Raw genomic sequence first — 20,956 nt, 5'->3', positions numbered from 1 at the left:
CCCCGTTCACCCATTCCCCCGTCCCTCGAGAGAAAGCCATCATGACATCTCACTCGCGCTCCCCACGCATCATCGCCGCGACCATCGCATCCGTCGCCACCGCTCTCACGCTCGGCGCATGCACCGACAATCCCCAGAACTCGTCCAGCGATGACAACACCAAAGCCGACCAGACCATCCAGGTCACCATCACCGACGATTCGTGCGAACTGTCCACGTCAGAAGTCCCGTCGGGCGTCGTCAAGTTTGAAATCACTAATAACGGCACAAAGCCCAATGAGCTCGAGATTCTGGCCGAAAACAAACTGCAGATTGAATCAGAGCAAGAAAATATTGGCCCCGGAACCACCGCAAACCTGACGACCGCGTTGAAGCAGGGGTCGTATCACACGGCGTGCAAGCCGAACATGGTTGGTGATTTTGTTGGGCTCAAGGATCTCACCGTCACCAAGGGCAAAGAAGTCACACTGACTGACGACGAAAAAGAGGCTGAAGACCGGGCGATCACGAACTACACCGCGTATGTGAAGGACCAGGTCGGGCAGCTGCTCACCGGGACGCAGGCGTTTACCGAGGCCTACACCAGCGGGGATACCGAGAGGGCCAAGCAGCTGTTCCCGCTCGCCCGCGCGAATTATGAGCGCATCGAACCCACTGCGGAGTCCTTCGGCATTAAAGAAGCGGGCGACCTCGATATCGCCCTCGATGCCCGCATCCAAGATCTTGCCGCGGACGCTGGCAAAGATGTCACTGATAAAGATGTGCTCAAGAAGTGGACCGGCTGGCACCGCATTGAGGCTGACCTATGGGGCGGGGATGACTTCCGCTTCGCCAATGACGAGGACCGGAAGAAGGCCGCTGACCAGCTCAATGAGGACACGAAGAAGCTGTATGACCTTGTCTACGGCAACCTTGAGGGAACCGAAGGAAAGTTCAAACTGGACCTTTCCGATGTCGTTGATGGCGCATCCAGCTTGATGGAGGAAGTGGCGACCTCGAAGATCGTCGGGGAAGAGGACACGTTCTCGCACACCGACCTCTACGATTTCAAGGCGAATGTTGAGGGTGCCACGATCGCCTACGGCAACGTCGCTGACCTGGTGAAGAAGAAGGACGCGGATCTGGACAAGAAGATCACCCGCGCCTTCGACAAGGTCAATAAGCTTATCGACGATCAGAAGACCGGCGAGGTCACTGGCCTGGGCGACGAATTCGATGGCGACCCGACCTACAAGCCGTATGACGAGATCGCGACCGTTCAGAAGGACGCCGGCGAGGCGCCCAAGGAGTCGGATTACACCGACACACAGCGCGACTTCTCTGATGCGATCAACGGATTGTCTGAGCCATTGTCGCAGGTTGCGGGCACGATTCTGCACTAGCAGACGAGCGGGCGCGCCTGAGCGGGTGCTGCTCAGCGGGCGCATGTGAACGGGCGCGCATACCCCTGACAAGGGTTATAGGCACACGATGAGGAGGAAATGGTGTCACCCCACAAGGACAACCCTGACCGGAGTTCGAGTCGAGATGGTCGCGAGGAATCGGATCGCGGTGTCGGCGGACAAGGCCGCGGTGATATCCGACCGGATAGTTCGGCACATGAGCCAACCAGTTCGACCGATGCGACGAGTGCGTCGGGCACGCCGGGCACCGAGGAACAGGGCCGAACGCGGGGTATTTCACGACGCCGACTCTTTACTACTGCCGGTTTCGCTGGCCTCGCCGGGATCGCCGGCGCGGGCATCGGCGGTGTGGCCGTCCATGCTGCGGAAAACAAGGACAAATCCGACCCGACTTCGCTCGTCTACCCGTTCCGCGGCGAGCACCAGCAGGGAATAACAACGCCTGCGCAAGACAACATGTACACCGCCACGTTCGACATCACGACGGACGACGTCGACGACCTCAAGGACATGCTGACCTCGTGGACGTCAGCGTCGGAGCAAATGTGCGCGGGGGAGCTGATTGGTGGCGAACCGAACGCCAACCCCAAGGCCGTCCCGAGAGACACTGGCGAGGCGTGGAATTACCCCGTCGGCGGTTTGACCATTACTTTCGGCTTCGGGAAGGGGCTTTTTGTCGACGGCGACGGTAAGGATCGCTTTGGCTTGAAGGCGAAGATGCCGGACGTCATCGAAGAAGGGATGCCCAAGTTCGCCAATGAGGCGCTGCGGTCTGAGCAGAGCGATGGCGATCTTTTGGTGCAGGTATGCTCCAATGACGCGCAGGTGTGCGTGCATGCGATCCGGAATCTGACGCGGATCGGTTTCGGCACTGTGCGGCTGCGGTGGGGACAAATCGGGTACGGGCGGACGTCGTCGACCAGTACCGATCAGGACACTCCCCGAAACTTGTTTGGGTTTAAAGACGGCACCCAGAACATCAAGAGCGACGAAACCGATGCGCTGGATAAAGATGTGTGGGTGACGGATGGGTGGATGGCCGGCGGCAGTTACTTCGTCGCCCGAAAAATTCATATGTATCTCGAGGTGTGGGATCGCGTTATTTTGGAGGAACAAGAGGATGTGATCGGGCGTGATAAGCGCTACGGTGCTCCCTTGTCCGTTGATGATCCCTCCGATGATCACGAGTTTGATGACGTTGATTACACTGCCCGGCGCGGCGGAAAGCTGGCTGTACCAGCGGATTCGCATGTGGCTGTCGTTGCCCCGGAACACAATAAGGGCCATCGAATGCTTCGGCGTGGGTACAACTACACCGATGGGAATGATTCCTTGGGCCGACTGAACGCCGGGTTATTCTTTATTGCGTATTCGAAGGATCCGCGCGAGGGGTTCTATCCGATCCTGAAGAAGATGACGGAAAAAGACGCTATGACTGAGTACCTCCAGCATCAAGCATCTGCCTTGTTTGCTGTCCCCGGTGGGATTAGAGAGGGAGACTCTATGGTCGGCCAGCGGTTATTCGAATAATCCACGCCACGGACTATGACTTCACTAACCGCGCGATGGCTTGTGACGCCTCGTGGAGTTTTTGTTCGGCTTCATCGCCTCCAGCTTGGGCAGCATTGAGCACGCAGTGATTGAGGTGGTCGTCGAGCAACCCCAATCCCACGGCTTGCAAAGCCTTTGTCAGCGCACTGATCTGCGTCAGAATGTCAACACAATATTTTTCATCCTCGATCATCTTGGTGATGCCGCGGGCTTGTCCCTCAATCCGCTTCATCCGGTGAAGGTACCGCTCTTTTTCCGAAATATAGCCATGGGAGGCGTGGGTGTCGTGACACGCATGGCATAACTCCTGCTCAGCCGTACTATCCACGGTAGTTGGTGTGGTCATTTCACCCATTCCTCCTCATCAGTGCGAGTACACATGCTCGTATTACGGCGGACGTCGCCGCCCCTACCAGCGTGGATACCGACGTCCCTATTAACGTTGGTAAATCCACGTAGCCGGAGGCTGTTGCCCACCACAAAGACGCTAGAAAACGCCATCGCCGCTCCCGCGATCATGGGGTTGAGAAGCCCAAGGGCTGCTATCGGAATAGCGGCGACGTTGTATGCGAAAGCCCAAAACAGGTTTGTCCTAATAGTCGCCAGCGTTGCGCGGGAAAGACGCACTGCATCAACGGCACTAGTGAGGTCTCCCCGGACCAGTGTGATGTCGGCCGCTTCGATGGCGACGTCTGTACCGGTTCCCATGGCAAGGCCAAGGTCTGCTTGAGCTAACGCCGGGGCATCATTAACGCCGTCGCCCACCATGGCCACGGTTTTCCCTTGGCCCTGAAGATCACGGATGACCTGCACTTTGTCGGCGGGAAGAACGTCGGCTTTGACGTCGTCTATTCCTACTTCTTTGGCAATGCGCTGGGCAACTACCTTATTGTCACCTGTCAGCAGGACGGGGTTGAGCCCAAGTCCTTTCAGCTGGCTTATCGCCGAGGCACTGGCGGGTTTCACCGTGTCAGCAACAACCAAAATCCCTCGGGCTTCGCCATCCCAAGCAATAGCGACTGCTGTTTTCCCAGCATGCTCCACATTATTCTTCACGCGCCGGAGTTCATCATCTAACGAGACTCCGGCGTCATTGAGCAGAGATTCCTTCCCGACATACACGTCGTGATTGTCGACGGTTGCGTGTACCCCGAGGCCCTCATGGTTCCGGAAATTTGTGACCGTGTGCGCCCCAAGATCTTGAGCGTTCGCTGCCTGCGCTATGGCTTGCGCAATGGGGTGTTCTGATGACAACTCCACTGCTCCGGCGATGGCCAGGACTTCATCGCGGGATGAGGTAGCAGCAGCATGAACACTAGTTAGCGCCATGGTGCCTGTCGTTACCGTGCCTGTTTTATCCAGCACGATTGTGTCGATGGTCCGCGTGGATTCTAAAACTTCTGGCCCCTTGATCAGCACGCCCATCTGTGCGCCACGACCAGTGCCAACTAACAGTGCTGTTGGTGTGGCAAGACCCAAGGCGCAGGGGCACGCTACAACAAGAATCGCGACCGCGGCTGTCATGGCGGCGGAGAATCCATGTCCTAATGCAAGCCAGACAACCAGTGTCAATAACGCGATGCCAATGACAGCAGGGACAAAAACACCGGAAATACGATCGGCCAAGCGCTGAACCTGAGCCTTTCCAGTTTGAGCGTCTTCGACCATGCGTGCCATCTGGGCGAGCTGGGTATCTGCACCGACCCGGGTTGCCTGAACGACTAACCGACCACTGGTGTTGACAGTTGCTCCAGTCACGTGGTCCCCGGGGCCGACTTCTGCAGGGACAGATTCACCCGTCAGCATGGATTCGTCGATAGCTGAGGATCCACTGACAATTGCGCCATCGGTGGCAATCTTTTGGCCAGGCCGAACGATAAAGGTATTTCCCACCTCGAGTTGTTCAACAGGAATGCGTTTTTCTTGGCCGCCGTCGAGAAGGGTGACTTCTTTGGCCCCCATATCTAACAGCGCGCGAAGAGCAGCTCCGGATTCTCGTTTGGACTTTTTCTCGAAGTAGCGTCCTGCCAGGATAAATAGCGTGACACCCGCGGCAACCTCTAAGTAAATATTGGCTGACGCGTCGGTGTGTGATGCCATCATGGTGAACGTATGTTTAAGCCGTGGGTTACCAGCGTGTCCAAAAAAGAGGGCGTATAAGGACCATGCAAATGCCACCAGTGTGCCCATTGAAATGAGCGTATCCATGGTGGTTGTACCGTGTTTAAGGTTCGTCCAGGCTGCCTTATGAAAGGGAAGCGCGCCCCACACAACAACGGGAGACACCAATGTCAGGGACAGCCACTGCCAGTTGCGGAACTGCAGCGCCGGGATCATCGCCATGGCGATAACGGGGATAGCCAACCATGCGGAGACAACAAGGCGTTGCCGGAACCGTGCTGTCTCCCTCTCGATAGGGCTTGTGCCCTGCTTAAAGCCACCACTACGGCTGCGCTGGGTCTGACTTTTCGCAGCACTGCTGGTGGTGCTATCCCCGGAGGCTGGGGTATGTGGTTCGCTGAGAGTGGCCGAGTATCCTGCTTTTTCCACTGTCTGGATGAGGTCGTCAGTAGATACTGACGACGGCACCGCCACTTTGGCTTTTTCGGTTGCTAAATTAACCGTGGCTTGCACTCCGTCGAGTTTGTTGAGCTTGCGCTCTACCCGGTTAGCACACGACGCACAGGTCATTCCACCGATATTGAGCTCAATGGTTGAGGCTTCAGATGTAGCCACACCGTCGGTGGCAGTCTGTGTCATGGATTCAGGGCTCGTCGCCGCTGTGTGTGGCACTTCTCTCGCTTCCCTTTATCTCAGCGGGCTGGTTTACAGGCGGGTACCTGTGTAACCCGCTTCCTCTACGGCCTCAAGAACCTTCATATCTTTGATGTCGTCATCTGAGCTGACGGTCAACATTCCCGTCTCCTGGCTGACCTCATCAACATGGATACCGGGGATTTCGCTGACTTCGTCACGGACTGCGCGTTCGCAATGGCTGCAGGTCATGCCCGAAATCTTGTACTTGTGGGTGCTCATGGTGATCTCCTTGTCGTCGCTGTTGTTGAGGGCGTCCGCGTGTATACAGTCCGCGCGAATGCACGTGTCCGAGTCAGGGGCTCGAAATTCCGCGTTACCGAAAACACACAGGCGATCACATACCCTCCGGGGGTATCTGATACCCCTAACGCTATACCCCCCTTAGGTATTCCGCAACGATTTGGCTTTCACGCCACGCTGACTGCGACATGCCATCACCAGGTTTTACATATGGGTGTCTATCCATCACGTCACGTCCCACTCTTCGTATTAGCGACGCGTGTCAGAGGTTTCTGCAACAATGGGCCACATACCGTCCATATTCCAAGTGCCAAGGAGGACGAAGAGAGTTATGACTATCGAGTATTCACATACCGCACGGATCCCTTTCCCCCGTCGCGACGTCGTGGAGTATTACGAATCCGCCGGAGGCGCTGCGCGTTTATGCCCTGATTTTTCAACAACGTTGACGTCGGGCCCCAGCAAAGGCCTAGCGGAGGGCTCCGAGACTGAGTTAGAAATGGGCTTACCATGGTTAGAGGGCCTGGCACCGGTGTCGACGACAATAAAATGGAAGGCACGCCACACTACATACACGCAAGGCGAGTCATTTACGGACACAATGGTGCAGGGGCCCCTCGATTCATGGGAGCATACCCACACGTTTTCGGACGATAAGTTTTCCGATTCCAATGGTGGTTCCTCATTAGTCCAGGATCAGGTAACAGCCGAACTTCCGGGCAAAACGTCGGCCCTGGGTAAGAATTGGCTGGTTAAGAAGAAAATTGATAAGGAACTGGAGCGGACGTTTGATTTTCGTACCCGCCAGACTGTTGCCGATTTGGCTTTTAAACAACAATTACGTGATGTAGGCAGCAAGGAGGGGGCTGCTGATCCCACAATATCTCATACCTTCGTCATTGCGGGCGAAACCGGATTGGTAGGGCAAGCAATTTCGGCTCTTCTCCGTTCACTTGGCCACACTGTCATCGCCTTAACCCGCAGTTCTCGCACGGCACACGTTCCCGGTGTTACATATAAGCGCTGGGATCCCAGCAACGGCGCGCTTGACCCATCTCTTTTGAAAGGTGCAACGGCTGTCATCAACTTGGCGGGAACGTCGATTATGGGGCGTTTTACTGATGACCATAAGAAATCAATTCTTAACTCACGCCTCGACGCCACCACGACTCTTGTCGAGGCGATGAAAAAGGCCGCGCCGGAGGGTGGGCCAACGACACTTATTAATGCCTCGGCCAGCGGGTATTACGGTGCCGACGCGGGTGCGGTAACGGAAGAGTCGCCAGCGGGCGATGATTTCCTTGCCGACGTATGCCAGCGTTGGGAGGACGCAGCGCTACAGGCAGAAGAGGCTGGTATTCGGGTGGCGCTCATCCGGACTGGCCTGGTGTTATCCGCCCGTGGAGGCCTTCTGGGCGCCCAGCTCCCGCTGTACCTCATGGGTGGAGGCGGCCCGCTGAATGGCGGTGAGATGTGGCAGCCGTGGATTGGTATCGATGATCTTGCCCAGATCTATATTTGGTCTGCGTTTAACCCGGAGGTATCAGGGCCGGTTAATGCCGCTGCTCCCAACCCGGTAAAGCAAAAAGAGTTTGCCTCCACACTGGCGAAGGTTCTTCGTCGCCCGTCGATTGTTCCAACGCCCCGACTTGGCCCGGATGCCCTGATGGGTAAGGAGGGTGCGGATCAGCTCGCTCTCTCGTCGGTCAAGATGGAGCCCGAGGGGTTGGAGAAGAACGGGTACACGTTCCGTTTCACTGATTTAGAGGAGGCATTGCGCCACACGCTGGGGAAATGGGGTAAGGCCCGCCGGCCGGCCCCGTGAGCGGCCCCCTAGTTGGTTTTGAAAATGACCCACCGCTGGACAACGAAGTTCACGGCGGTGGCCACCCCCTGACCAATGACATAACCAACGGTACCGGCGATGAATGCGCTGGCCTCGGCGTTAAGCAAGAGGTGGTTCACGGACACCGCAAGTCCCCATTGGACGGCGAACATCAGCGCGTAAAGAGACATCGTTTGTAGGAACTTCTTTGCTGACGCTTCGGCCTCGAAGGTCCAGCGACGGTTGATGACGTAGGCCGTGATGGTGCCGAAGATGAAGCCGATTGCCTTAGCAAGAGGGTACGACTGCCCCAGAGCATGCTGGATAATCATGGTTAGGCCGTAGTCAACTACAGCGGAAATTCCGCCTGCGATCACGAATTTATAGAGGTGAGTGAGTACGCTCGCTCCCTGCGGAGCCGGTGCATCGACGCCCGCGGCGCCGGATGTTACAGCGTCGTGTGGCGCTGGGGCGTCTGTGGCTGTGGCACCGCTTTCCGTCGCCGCATCAACGTCGTCCATCGCGGCACTCTCGGCAGCTAAAGCCCCCGATAGGTTAGGTGTCAGCAGCTCCGGCTCGGCGTGATCATCGGTTGGGTGGTCAGACTTGGTTTCACTCACGCCCTGGCAGCTTACTCTTCAACGCGCTGCACAGTCCTCCCCCGGCTCATGTCCGTTGCACGCCGACTCGTCGCCGCTATGACTAATCCGCCCCGTTGTACCTAGTCCGCCCTCCGATACCTAGTCCGCGCGGATGATCGCTCGGCACAATTCAAGCCGTTCCAGCGAGGACAATCGTTGATCCCCCGTGAGTCCTATGCGCTCAAAGGCCTGCAAAGTTTCGCTGGCCAGATGGTCAATTTCGGGGAGTTTCAGTTCCGAACCGTCGTCGGCTACCCACCCGATTGCTTCCATCATCGTTTCGATAATGTCCGCTCGCAGGGGACCTTCAACCAGAGCCGCTTGGGCCATGATTTCAGCAACCGCCGCATCGCGGCCGGCCGGGTCCTTTTCCTTCGGGAGGCATCGGCATAGCGCCAGCGTGTCCGCGTCCACATTCGTTTCTCGGCCTAAGTCCAAAGCCTGGAGCAGCGGAATGAAATCAAAGATGCCACTTCGTTCGATGGCCGAACGGATGATGGGTTTCGTCGCGTGCAAAATGTGCTGCGTTGTCGCTGCACCAGTTAGCTCTGCATTGATGCTGTCTAAATCGGCATGCTCGTCTCCGCCGACACACAACGCGTCGGGAGTCCCGTGATCGCGTAGATAGCACTCGGCTACGTCGATATGAAAGTGCAGGTCATCGTAGTCATCAATATTCTTATCGACGCTCCCCTCGCCGGAGTTAGCATCCTCACTGCTCCCCTCGTCGGCGTTCGCGTCACCGATGCTCGCTTCGCCGACGTTCGTGCCTCCAGTATTCGCGTCCACGCCCGCCGGTTGGTGCCGGGTCACATCCAGCGTGTCGCCGGGGGCGTTGAGCAGCTCGTACAGCGACTGGTCACCAACGAAAGACTCGCGTTCTCCCTCTGCCCCGTCACCCCCATGAACCGTCCATTCCGCGTCACCATCACACCCGAAGCACGTGTCCAGCACAGTGAAGAAATCTGCGACGTGAAGAGCGTCGTTGATCCCGATAATCCGGTACTGAGGGCCATCGCCACCGCTCTGGTGGACAGAGAGCACCAGGCTGGCGGCTTCCCGCGCGACGGGCTCGTTGCCATCGAGGACGGGTTCGCTTTGGCTCTGGGGAAATTGGCTGCTGTCACCGCTGCGCGCGCGATGCGCATAATCGCTCAGTTCGATGACGTTGTCATCGTCGCGGGCGGTGTTTGTGCTCATAAAGCCCAGGGTAGACACAAATCCCGGGGCTGGTGCGCCAATTGTTCCCTACTTTGGGTTTGAGGAACCGTCTGTTAGCGCTCAGTTGTGCGTGTGACCAGGGGAATAGGCTGCGGCTTTTTACCGCCGAAGTGCTGCAAATAATCGGTGGCTTTGGCCCGGCGCTGGGCATCGATGCCGTTCCACGTGTCCACTAGCCGTCGTATTCCTTCCGCCCACGCCCAGCACTCTTTAGCCAGCGGGTTATCGACGCCCAACGCGTCTGCGGCATCATAAGCAGGTTCCACGTCTCCGACGTCGGGATACGCTTGCCCCTTCAACGTGCTTTTGCCGTCCGCTTTCCGCCGCGTATTTTCGTCCTTCAAGGCCTCTTTATATGAGGTTACGGCTTCCTTGATCGCTGCGACGGTGTCATCAACATTGACGACGCTCCACGTTGCGCTCCCCCCGTCGGACGCCCCACTTCCTTCGTCATCGTCACCAATGGCATCATCAATGGCGGCGAGTGCCTTTCTGCCGCTATCGGTCGGCACCACAGGGTGACCGTCGATAAGCATGGGAAGAACGGATTGATCAAGTTCCGCTCCTGCCCAGGATAAGTTATTCGTTTCACCAGGCTGGATGCTTGTTTCCCCCGTGCCGACGATCCACGCGCCAACGAACTGACCTGTTTTAGCTAGCGGATCGGTGTCGATATGCCACACTGCGGTGGGCCCTTCACCGGCTACCACTGCAATGACGGGGTAGTTGCCGTCAGATTCAGCAGACGTCATGTGGTCCTCTTTCTTGCCTCTTCGTGCGTTACATACCGCGAGGCGTTGCATGCCGCGAGTTGTTGTGCGTACCACTTTAAGACGTTCGCCGGCCCTTTACGTTCGCCTGCCAAATAAAACGAAGATCGAGAACGCCATCTTCACCGCGTTTTTGCCGCTTGACCCTTGACCCCCGACTTAGCTCTCCTCGCTACGGAGTAACCCCAGTCATCGGCGCTCTCTGTATGGTGGAGGGTCAACGGCTGGGGTTAATGGAGTTGAGACTACAGCTCCTCGAACAGGTATGCAGGCTGACGTTACATTCTCCAGCGAAAACCTATGCTCGCGCCCTCAATGCGTTCAATCTGGCGTCGAGTTTGGCGGTGCGCTTATCCTCGTTGAAGCTCAACGCAAAACAGACAACGCTGACAAGGACTCCGTACACCGTCCACGGCCGTGACTCAGTGATATGTGCACGGATGAACGCCAGCGCTTTTCTCCTAATGAAGCGGGAAAAATATAACGATCCCACGAAGAGGGCCACCACGGCGCTGACAGCCAAACCCAATCGTGCCCAGCCCCACGGGCTTGGGGCTCTATTTTCATCATTTTTCGACGGGGTGGCCTGCGATGATGCGCTTTCCGGCGATGAAGTTCCCAACCCCTCGGCGGTTTCCAACCTCGTGGCATCCGACACGGCGGCCTCAGGTGATGTGAATTTCCCTGAACTGGATGATTCGTTTGCCGCAGCCTCAGGAAAGCTATTATCCGCGTCTGCCGAATCTTCCGGCGACTCTGCCGTTATCCATATCACCGCGAACGCGGACCCTAGCACCCCTACCTTCGTCGCCACCCGGCGCGGCTTCGAACCGATGCCACCAGAGGCGTACCAGCCGCCGATCAGAGAAGATACCAAAACCCGTTCGACAAAGCGGGAAGCACCTCGTTTGTCCGGAGGTAGTGAGTCAATACGGTCTTTCGCTTCACTGAGACGTCGTGTGACTCCGTGGGGAAACTGGTCTCTCCTGCTTAGGTGCATGGCATCCAGGGTAACAATGCTTTACTCATTGCCCGTTTACTTTGACCTAGGGATAGAACTATGCAGTTATCCGATCACCGATCAGCGTCTATAACAAGAAGGTTGCCCAACGCGCCCCGCAGAGTCGACCGCAACTGATTGACAGTCAGAGCACCATGAGGCGTGACGGTATCAAGTGTAAGACCACCGATAAGCGCTGAGATTTGCCGTGCCACCGCACTAGGGCCCGGCACGCCTAAACACGCTAAAGCGTCGGTAATAACGTCGTGCAAATCGCTCGCCATTTGTGCAGCAGATGATGCAAAGACTGGTTGCGTCCGGGAAGCTCGGATGAATTCGAGCACGACGATAGCTTCTTCCTTTCGTGGTTCATCAAGAGGAAGAACCTGTTCCAGGAGATTCTGTAAAGCATTTAAGGCTTCTTCGCCCGTCAGTCCTCTCAATTGCTCGACTGGATGTTGTGCAAGGCGTCGGCCCATGCGGTTTCCGGCTTCCTGGGCTGCTGCGGCGAGTAAATCCTCGTGGCCATTAAAAAAGTGGCGCACTGACCCAATATTGAGTTCTGCTTCTACCGCCACTTTTCTTAGGGTTAGGCCCTCGAGGCCCTCAGCGACAATCATCCGAAAAGCAGCCTCGATAACAATATGACGACGTTCTTCCGCGTCTATACGTGCAGGCATATCTTGATCCTCATCTTGCTTTTACGTATTCGCCTCCCAAACGGGGTGGTCAGACTCGTACGCCCGTCCATCCTCGGCGAACACCAAGAACCGGTCAAAGTCACGAGCAAACCAACGGTCATGAGTCACCACAAGAATTGTGCCCGAAAATGTTCCGAGAGCTCGTTGGAGAACCTCTGCTGACTCCAAGTCAAGGTTGTCTGTTGGCTCATCGAGAAGCAGCATCGTCGCCCCGCTGAGCTCAAGTAACAGTATCTGAAAACGAGCTTGTTGTCCCCCTGATAGGGACTCAAAGTTTTGCTCGGCTGCGCGAGCCAATTCGTAACGAGCCAGCACTCGGGAGGCCTCTTCCCTCGGCAGACCCTGCCTGTGTTCGTTTCCACGATGCAGTATGGAAAGAAGGGTGCGGCCACGAAAGTCGGGGCGTCCGCGTGTTTGAGCAAACCATCCTGGTCGAACGCGAGCACCCAAACGTGCATCGCCATGATGAGAAACCGGCTCGATATTCATCTCAGCGACCGGCTGATGCTCGGGAGCTGGGTTACTACCACCAGCAGCCAATAAGCGGAGAAAATGCGACTTTCCAGAGCCATTAGCCCCTAGTACAGCAATGCGGTCGCCATACCACGCTTGAAAGTCAAAGGGCTCGACGAGTTCCGTGAGCTCGAGTTGCTCACAAACCAGGGCCTTCTTCCCAGTCCTCCCCCCACGTAAACGCATGGAAAGCTCCTGTTCCCGCAATTGCGCTTCGGGTGGGCCATCGTGCTCGAACCGAGCCAACCGTGTTTGGGCAGCTCGGTACCGAGAGGTCATATCTGAGTTATAGGCCGCCTTCTGCTTGTACATGTGGACGAGCGCACGCAATTTTTCATGCTCGTCGTCCCATCGCCGGCGCAGCTCGTCGAGCCGATCAAATCGTTGCTCTCGTGCCTTCTGATACCCACCAAAACCACCCGGATGAACCCAGGATGTATTACCCGCGCTCCCCAACTCGAGAGTGACGATACTGGTAGCCGTATTCGCGAGGAGTTCCCGGTCATGGCTGATATAAAGTACTTTTTTTGCATTCAGATAGTTGCGATTCAAGCCATTGTTTACCAGGAACGTCAAGAAAATTGTCGGGCTCGTCGAGCAGGAGGATCTCGTCAGGGCCACGGAGCAGTGCATTAAGTACGAGGCGTTTCCGCTCGCCACCCGATAACGTTGATACCGGACGGTGTCGGCACTGTTCGAATGACATTCCTAGAGATTCTGTCGTACACACATCCCATAGCACCTCCAGGTCGTAACCTCCCTTCTCGCCCCAATCATTAAGTGCCGACGCATACTCCATTTGCGGTTTTGTCTCAGATGTAGCGGACGCTGCTCGTTCAGCGCGATGCAGTCGCTCAGCTGTTTCACGTAATTGCGGAGGGGCCACGGATAGTAGTAGGCCCTCTACTGTCCCAGAATCAACGAACTGGCGCATTATTCCCACTGAACCACTCCGGACAACGCTACCTTTCTGGGGGACGATCTCCCCCAGAACGATCTTGAACAATGTGGTCTTGCCTGCGCCGTTTGCCCCAATCAGTGCCACTCGTTCATGGGAACTAACACGGAAGGAGACATCACGAAGCAAAGGCCTACCGTCAGCAAGCGTATAGCTGACTGACTGTAGTTCGAGGTAGCTCATAACACCGGATAATATCACAGCTGTGATAAATAAGCTGGACCCTGGCACAGGTCAGAGCTCTGGCCACGGCAACCTCCCAATGTCAGGCTTCGAACGTATCTAAATTAGTTAACTTTCTCACCCGAGCCCAAACGCACACCAATCGTCGGGGGGGACCTAGCTCTCTATAAATCCCGCTTATGATGCTTAATTCCCAACAACAGTTACTCCAACAAGTGGCATGGAGGGGAATAAATCCTTCCTTAAAGAGGCTTTCCTTTTTTCAACGCTCGAATTTTGAATTGAACCCTACTAAGCGCATGGTTGTCGAAATGCCCCCAGACCCGATGACACTCGGGTCTGAACGGGGGAAAACGGTTTTTCTACCCAGCTAATGATAAGAGCCCTGCTACATAGGTATATCTATCGTTCTCAACCCATCGTATAGAGATGCATACACCTAGAACACTCAGTGGCCGGAGAGCTAATAACCCGAATCTGCCACCTCGTTCGCAAAAGGCTCGAGAAGAGTTCAGCGGAATTCGGGCAACTAGGTAGTAAACAAAACAGGTAACAAAAGCCGGACTTAGCGGCACAACGCTGTGCGATCATCCAATCACCGACTAGTCTTCTTTAACAAGTAGGTTGCTTCACGTGCCCCGCAGAGTCACCTGCAAGTGATAGATACTAACCTCATGAGGTGTGAAAGTATGGGGCGTAAGCCCACCAATAAGCACCGATGACTGCCATACCAACCGCCCTAGTCTTCGGCACTTGTCAACACACTAATGTGCCAGTATTGACGTCGTGCAAGCGTGGTGTACTAACCCCGGGGAATCTGGCTTTAGTAGACCTAGCAAGTAACCACTAATAATCAGGCGGAGCAACCCCTCGGTCGATCCACGGATCGATGTCCTATGGCGGGCCACCTTGGTACCCTCAAACCCCGTAATTGTTGCTAGCCGGTGCTAAAATTATCGGACGAAATAAGAAAGATGGTAGTTTGTGTCATTTGGCTAATTACTCCCGAAAAATTCTAAGCCACACGAATATATGCTGCCTGCCTCAACCTTCGATAGGTGACCGCCTGATTGGTTTTTAGTTTAAAGATGACAGGATTCAAAGAATTTTTCCCGAACTTTAAATGGATCCTAGTTGCCATTTCTTCTTTTTTGACTACGCTTCGATCACTTCGGGTTTTATTCTTTTGATTGTTTATTCTCGACGTATCACGTCCGATCGTCGAGGTCATTATATACCACTCTGACGCATGAGAATTCCTGGCTCTAAGTTCGTACAGAAGTAGAAGAACGGAGTGAGCTATGCCGCCTTCAATTTAGTAGAAAATTTTGACAGCAAATACTCGTACCCTATCATGGTTCCTTATTACTTTTATTTCCGAAAATCAGGATTCATCCTGGCCCAAATATGGCGACGAATAATACAGACATGAATGGCACAGTGCTCGCTTGGGATAGCGCTTTACGTTGACCTTCATCTATCGCGAGTAGGATTAGTCCTTGATTAACCAGAAATCCAACTGTCATCGCCAAAATCCATTTGGATAGAAAACTATCTCGGAACACAGTGCCGAAGAGAATGTGTTGTCCCGGCTAGTTTCTACTTTTTCTCCGAACCACCACCCGCGGGCCTTTTGATCACACCACCGAACAATGCTCGGACCGAGGGCTACACTAATGCCCAGGTAGATGCCAGCGAGCTGGTGGGCTAATGCCACAGGTTTCCCAGATCTTAGCTCAATGATAACGACCATAATCAACAAAAAGTCAACTACAGGGCCGCCAATAAGAAGCCACTTGCCAGTGACAGGTCTCTGGAGCCAGTAGCGAGCTACCATTCCCGCTACAATAAGGGCCCAAAATAGCGCTTCGGCTAAGATAATCAGCATTATATTTTTCCGTTACCCTCGGCCAAGATAGTTTTGCCCGATATTACAGACCAATCAGAAAATTACAGTTTTATGGACAACCTCTAGGCTTCTTTAGCCAGGAAGAATTTACACGCCACCACGTGCGCCGGACCGCTCTACCACGATGCGGACGTTAACGGCCCACATTATCTTTACTTTTTTAGCCTCCGACGAAAATAGGTAGATATAGACGTCTGATTAGAGATGTTGTCATAAAAGGTGATGCTTGGCGGGGCCTCAAACCGGGTAAAGCAAGAACAACCGAGTACTCTTCATCGTCTTCTCTGGCGGTTCCAGCAGACATCTTCTTTTTTGGACAAGGTAGAAACCAAGACCAACTACCGTATGCTTATGCGCAGCCCGCAGGTAGGGCTTACTCACCGGCATGCGTCAACCGCTCTGTTCGAGGGAGGTGTCATATTAAGTCTCCTCCCCTTCCATTTCCGTCTAAGCCATCGGTCATGTGATGCGATGACAACCGCACCCGGATAGTCAACGATACTTGCCTCGATTTCTGTGACAAGAGTGAGCGACAAGTGATTTGTCGGTTCATCAAGCAGAAGCAGATCAGGTGGATCTGCAAGGATCGTTGCCAAAGCCAGCCTCCTCTGCTGGCCAACACTCAACGCTTCGACTCGCCGTCCCTCATCTTTTGGGGCAAGAAGGCCGAACATACTCAGCGGCGCTTGCTTTGCTTGGCGTCTTCCTACGATGTCCCTATAAGCTTCCTGCACGGTTCTTTCCGAGCCCCGATTAACGGGATCAGGAATGAGCACCTCCTGCGTCAGGAGTACTGTACGTATTCCCCTGATACGTCGAATGCTACCTGAACTGGGGGTAAGCCGACCAGCCAGAATATTCAGTAGTGTGGACTTTCCCGAGCCATTACATCCAGTGATCAGCCATTTATCACGAGCACCGATTGTGAGTGAGACTGGCCCGAGCCGGGCGTCAAGGCCGATATCTGTGGCGATCACCAACGATTCATGATTGCGAGCGATTGGGCTATGAGATGGAGTGACTGCATCCAGTCCACTAAAAGTCAATCGGGACGGCGGCTTACGAATTTGCCGCTTCTCCAGTTCTTCGAGCCGAGATTGAAAGCTATTGACTCGTCGTGCTACTACTTTCGCGTTACGGTCGGAGTAAAACTTTTTCGCTGAACGTGCTTCTGAGCGCGGTTTTCGTCCTACATGTCCCACCACCGAGTTCTCGCGCATATACACACGAAGGCGCTTCAGTTCAGCTTGCTCGTCGCGGTACTGACGGTCCCAACGCATTCTGGTGTTTAGGCGATTAGCGAGATAGTCGGTATATGCTCCTGTATAGCGGGTCAGACCGGCCCCGGTGCCGGCTCCACCATCTGAAAGCTGAGCCTTTAACGCAGCTGGAATCGGAGTCGGATCCATATCAATCAGACTGGTCGCAGTTTCGTCGAGAAAGGCACGGTCGTGGCTCGACATTAGTACAGGGCCACGCCACTCAAGCAAGTACGTTTGCAAATACTCGGTAGCTGTGTCATCAAGGTGATTTGTCGGTTCATCCAACAGGAGCACATCGGGTTGAGACAAAAGGAGCCAGGCCAAGCTAAGACGGGCGCACTGTCCACCAGAGAGGTGTTTAGCAATCCGGTCGCGCGGAACAGATGCAAGCCCGAGCCCGTCTAGTATTCTCTCGATCCGCGCAGAAAGATCCCATACTTCGAGGTGCTCTGCTGTTTCAAGGGCTGATGTATACGCAGCAGCAGCGGCCTGACTTTCCGTGGCTTCGGACATTGCCTCGGCAGCGTGATCCAGTGCAACCGCGGCGCGACGGACCGGGGCCACCGCAGTCTCAATGACCTCTTTTACAGTTGCGGATAACGAGAAGGGTGGCTCCTGGTGAAGCAGACCAACACGAGGGAGGGAGACCCCCGGCATGTAAACATGGATGTTCCCGGCGTCAGGTTCAAGAAGCCCCGCAATAACCCGCAACAGCGTAGATTTTCCTGAGCCATTCTCCCCGATCAAGCCGACACGTTCTCCACCAGAAACTGTCAGAGAAACGTCCGTAAGTACGCGATGGTCAGCAAAGGAGAAAGAAACGCCGTCCACGCAAATCTGCGCGGAGGCAATCGAAGGAAGGTGAGTTGTAGCCAAGAAAAGTCCTAAATAATTGGGACGGGCATAACCTGCCGGGCACCAGCCACAGACACAGGCACGACACAACTCACTTGATCATGCCTCCGGATACTAACAGGCAACTATTCTAAGGTCTAGACCCACCCCCAACCGATGTCCCAAACCATGCTTTTTCAACACCGTACATTGAATTCAATCGTTAATGACGTTCATGTCAAAGCTGGTGGCATTGACATAGTTCCGCTAGTTGAATAAGTCGTTTCCGCGTGCTCCTCGGGCTTTACAGATCACTGAAGCTTGAACTATTTTCGGGGTACTCGGTTTTTACGCCATAGCTTGCTAGGGTATGTTTACTTCGTTGTATCCGAGACGTTTGCGCCCAGCTCGTTACCAATAAAAGTAACTTTCACGGCGAAACCATGACCGCAACTACGAGGTCGTCTACCATAGGTCCATGGCAGAGAACGTGGTTGAAAGGCATCTCGCGGTAATACTTTTCGACGGATTCGAGTTGCTTGACACGTTCGGCCCTATAGAGCTCTTCAGCGCAATCCCCGATGTAAAAATTGAACTGGTCGCTCAGCGGAGTGGCCCCGTCCGAAGCGCTCAAGGCGTTGAGGTAATTGCGAAATTAGAGTACGACGAGCTTAACGATCCCGATATCATTTTGGTCCCCGGAGGTATGGGAACACGGACGTTGGCTCACGACAAATCGTTCTTGTCTTGGCTAACGGATATTGGAAACCGATCGAAGGTAGTGGCATCAGTGTGTACGGGGTCGGCATTGTTCGCCGCGGCTGGTCTCCTCGAAAGCCATCGAGCGACGAGCAACAAACTAGCTTTTGAATGGGCATCCTCATTTGGCGACGATATTTCTTGGGAGTATCAAGCGCGGTGGGTACACGACGGCTGCCGATGGACATCCTCGGGTGTTGCAGCCGGCATAGATATGGCCGCCGCGCTGATTGGACACTTGTTTGGGCAAAAAGTTCAAGCGGAAGTAACCAAGCGGGTTGAATACCAACCACAGACCAATAGCACCGTCGATCCGTTCGCACGCTTCCAGGGCCCGCGCTAAGTAACCGCTACTCAATTCGACCAAAGCGATGACGCCCGAAAAGACCCCAGCGCAGCGTCGATAATGAAATTTCGGTCACAGCAACGCTGACATTTCAGCGTCACCCCGTACACTAGGGGGCATGTTCGGACGAAAATCAGCGGCTGACAAAGCTGCGGCCGCCACCTACGAAGCTGCGGAACGCACCACAGTCCCGCTGGATGTGCCCATGACGCGGATGATGGCTGAAGAGCTACCGATCTTGGATAGTTCGTCCCGGCAACGGGTCAATGACCTGCTCAGGGAATATGACGAGCCGCTCATTACCAGCGTGGACATGTTGCCCGAAGAGATACGCGACATTATGAACCTCTACTAAACCCGTTATCCCGGTGTCGGTTCCCATCAAATCGATACTCGCCTATCGCCGTGACAGGCGTAAAACTATGGCGTGGAACTATACGGGTGGTAGCGCGGGAGGCTTTGGCTTCGACGAAGGCTCTCACACTCGTATGGTCGCGCACAACCAATCTGACGTACCAAGGAGAAAGAGTTAGAAGTGAGCTCAACCACGACAGATCAACTACCGCTAGAACACCGTCGTCTCACAGGGTGGGGGCGCACTCAGCCGGCTTCTAGTGAAGTCCTGTCCACACCTGACCTGGACCTAATTGCCCGCGCAGTGCGGGAGGTTGCCGAGCAGAATGAAGACAAGCCCGACTACCTCAAGCGCGGCGTGATCGCTCGTGGTCTGGGCCGTTCCTACGGTGACCCGGCCCAAAACAGCGGTGGTCTTGTCGTCGACATGGCTGCGCTCAATGAAATCCACTCCATCGACCCGGACACTGCTATTGCCGATGTCGATGGTGGCATCACTCTCGATCAACTCATGAAAGCCGCCCTTCCCTACGGGTTATGGGTTCCGGTGCTCCCCGGTACCCGGCAAGTCACCATCGGCGGTGCGATCGGCCCAGATATTCACGGGAAAAACCACCACTCCGCCGGTTCCTTCGGTAACCACGTCGCCTCCATGGAACTGCTGGTTGCCGACGGCCGCATCCTCCACCTCGAGCCCGAGGGCAGCGCCGATGACCCAGATGGCGAGCTTTTCTGGGCAACCGTTGGCGGGATGGGCCTCACCGGTATCATCGTGCGCGCACGCATCGCGATGACCCGCACCGAAACCGCCTACTTCATCGCCGACGGCGACATGACCGCGTCGTTGGATGAAACTATCGAATTCCACTCCGACGGTTCCGAGAAGAACTACACCTACTCGTCGGCATGGTTCGACGCTATTTCTCCCGAACCGAAGCTGGGCCGTGCCGCTATTTCCCGCGGATCCCTGGCCACGCTGGATCAGTTGAAGGAATACGCCCCCAAACTGGCGAAGAAGCCGTTGAAGTTCAACGCACCCCAGCTGATGACGGTCCCGGACATCTTCCCGAACTTCACGATGAACAAGCTGACCATGATGTCCATCGGTAAGCTGTGGTGGCTGAAGTCCGGAACATACCGCAACAAGGTGCAGAACCTGACGCAGTTCTACCAGCCACTCGACCTCATCGGCGAGTGGAACCGCGGCTACGGCTCTAAGGGCTTCCTGCAGTACCAGTTTGTGGTCCCGCGCGAAGCCGTCGAACCCTTCAAAGAGATTGTCCGCGACATTCAGCGCTCCGGGCACTACTCCGCCCTCAACGTCTTCAAGCTGTTCGGTGAAGGCAACCGCGCACCCCTCTCCTACCCGATGCCCGGCTGGAACGTCTGCGTCGACTTCCCCATCAAGCCCGGCCTCGGCGACTTCCTGGATGACCTGGACAAACGAGTCATGGAATTCGGTGGGCGCCTCTACCTGGCGAAGGAATCGCGTACCTCGGCCGAAAACTTCCACAAGATGTACCCCAAGATGGACAGCTGGCTGAAGACCCGCAACACCATCGACCCGAGCGGCGTGTTCGCCTCGGACATGTCCCGCCGTCTGGAACTGCACTAATCCGATCTGGCTAATCCACACTCACTGCACGAATTGCATTACTCCGCCAGGCCC

Annotated in this window: 15 protein-coding genes and 1 pseudogene; 6 read left to right on the top strand and 10 right to left on the bottom strand. The window is 55.4% G+C overall.

Features of this window, described 5'->3' with window-relative positions; genetic code table 11:
• Positions 1–41 precede the first annotated feature (41 nt).
• A complete protein-coding gene (gene efeO / locus ACWORE_RS09435) occupies positions 42–1,382 on the top strand; it encodes an iron uptake system protein EfeO (protein WP_455303640.1) in 1,341 nt (446 codons plus the stop codon).
• Between the two features lie 99 nt (positions 1,383–1,481).
• A complete protein-coding gene (efeB, locus tag ACWORE_RS09430; protein ID WP_406605308.1) occupies positions 1,482–2,933 on the top strand; it encodes an iron uptake transporter deferrochelatase/peroxidase subunit in 1,452 nt (483 codons plus the stop codon).
• A gap of 13 nt (positions 2,934–2,946) precedes the next feature.
• Here efeB and ACWORE_RS09425 read toward each other — a convergent pair whose 3' ends face one another.
• The 3 genes from ACWORE_RS09425 to ACWORE_RS09415 form a co-directional block, all read right to left on the bottom strand.
• Positions 2,947–3,300, bottom strand: a complete 354-nt coding sequence (locus tag ACWORE_RS09425) for a metal-sensitive transcriptional regulator (RefSeq protein ID WP_455303639.1) — start codon at positions 3,298–3,300, stop codon at positions 2,947–2,949.
• Positions 3,297–5,714 (bottom strand): heavy metal translocating P-type ATPase, encoded by a 2,418-nt coding sequence (locus ACWORE_RS09420; RefSeq protein ID WP_455303638.1) that lies wholly within the window; start codon positions 5,712–5,714, stop codon positions 3,297–3,299. The genes ACWORE_RS09425 and ACWORE_RS09420 overlap by 4 nt, the downstream gene beginning before the upstream one ends.
• A 66-nt stretch (positions 5,715–5,780) precedes the next feature.
• On the bottom strand, positions 5,781–5,990 hold the full coding sequence (locus ACWORE_RS09415; RefSeq protein WP_455303637.1) for a heavy-metal-associated domain-containing protein: 210 nt from the start codon (positions 5,988–5,990) through the stop codon (positions 5,781–5,783).
• A 352-nt stretch (positions 5,991–6,342) separates the two neighbouring features.
• Here ACWORE_RS09415 and ACWORE_RS09410 point away from each other — a divergent pair, with 352 nt between their 5' ends.
• Positions 6,343–7,836: a TIGR01777 family oxidoreductase gene (locus ACWORE_RS09410; RefSeq protein ID WP_455303636.1), complete on the top strand. Its 1,494-nt coding sequence runs from the start codon at positions 6,343–6,345 to the stop codon at positions 7,834–7,836.
• Between the two features lie 8 nt (positions 7,837–7,844).
• Here the strand turns inward: ACWORE_RS09410 and ACWORE_RS09405 are convergent, their stop codons facing one another.
• The 7 genes and pseudogenes from ACWORE_RS09405 to ACWORE_RS09375 all read right to left on the bottom strand — a co-directional run bounded on the left by ACWORE_RS09405 (position 7,845) and on the right by ACWORE_RS09375 (position 17,870).
• Positions 7,845–8,456 (bottom strand): GtrA family protein, encoded by a 612-nt coding sequence (locus tag ACWORE_RS09405; protein WP_448235155.1) that lies wholly within the window; start codon positions 8,454–8,456, stop codon positions 7,845–7,847.
• A 120-nt stretch (positions 8,457–8,576) separates the two neighbouring features.
• Complete coding sequence (locus tag ACWORE_RS09400) at positions 8,577–9,677, bottom strand: hypothetical protein (protein ID WP_455303635.1); 1,101 nt, start codon at positions 9,675–9,677, stop codon at positions 8,577–8,579.
• A gap of 74 nt (positions 9,678–9,751) precedes the next feature.
• Positions 9,752–10,450, bottom strand: a complete 699-nt coding sequence (locus ACWORE_RS09395) for a hypothetical protein (RefSeq protein ID WP_406605304.1) — start codon at positions 10,448–10,450, stop codon at positions 9,752–9,754.
• A 316-nt stretch (positions 10,451–10,766) separates the two neighbouring features.
• Positions 10,767–11,468 (bottom strand): hypothetical protein, encoded by a 702-nt coding sequence (locus ACWORE_RS09390; protein ID WP_406605303.1) that lies wholly within the window; start codon positions 11,466–11,468, stop codon positions 10,767–10,769.
• 74 nt (positions 11,469–11,542) lie between these two features.
• Entirely contained in the window at positions 11,543–12,148 is a 606-nt protein-coding gene (locus tag ACWORE_RS09385) for a TetR/AcrR family transcriptional regulator (protein ID WP_406605302.1), read from the bottom strand.
• A gap of 21 nt (positions 12,149–12,169) precedes the next feature.
• Positions 12,170–13,823 (bottom strand): annotated as a pseudogene (locus tag ACWORE_RS09380) (ABC-F family ATP-binding cassette domain-containing protein).
• Between the two features lie 2,286 nt (positions 13,824–16,109).
• On the bottom strand, positions 16,110–17,870 hold the full coding sequence (locus ACWORE_RS09375) for an ABC-F family ATP-binding cassette domain-containing protein (RefSeq protein ID WP_455303634.1): 1,761 nt from the start codon (positions 17,868–17,870) through the stop codon (positions 16,110–16,112).
• A gap of 436 nt (positions 17,871–18,306) precedes the next feature.
• On the opposite strand from ACWORE_RS09375, the gene ACWORE_RS09370 reads away from it, so the two are divergent.
• From ACWORE_RS09370 to ACWORE_RS09360, 3 genes are all read left to right on the top strand, one after another.
• Complete coding sequence (locus tag ACWORE_RS09370) at positions 18,307–18,930, top strand: DJ-1/PfpI family protein (protein WP_455303633.1); 624 nt, start codon at positions 18,307–18,309, stop codon at positions 18,928–18,930.
• Between the two features lie 121 nt (positions 18,931–19,051).
• Positions 19,052–19,288: a hypothetical protein gene (locus tag ACWORE_RS09365; protein ID WP_455303632.1), complete on the top strand. Its 237-nt coding sequence runs from the start codon at positions 19,052–19,054 to the stop codon at positions 19,286–19,288.
• 180 nt (positions 19,289–19,468) lie between these two features.
• On the top strand, positions 19,469–20,902 hold the full coding sequence (locus tag ACWORE_RS09360; RefSeq protein WP_455303631.1) for an FAD-binding protein: 1,434 nt from the start codon (positions 19,469–19,471) through the stop codon (positions 20,900–20,902).
• The last annotated feature ends 54 nt before the right edge of the window (positions 20,903–20,956 follow it).

The sequence above is a fragment of the Corynebacterium sp. c7Ub_26 genome (genome assembly GCF_053760365.1).
The sequence above is the reverse complement of the archived record's forward strand: the minus strand, read 5'-3'. Positions and strand labels throughout refer to the sequence as shown.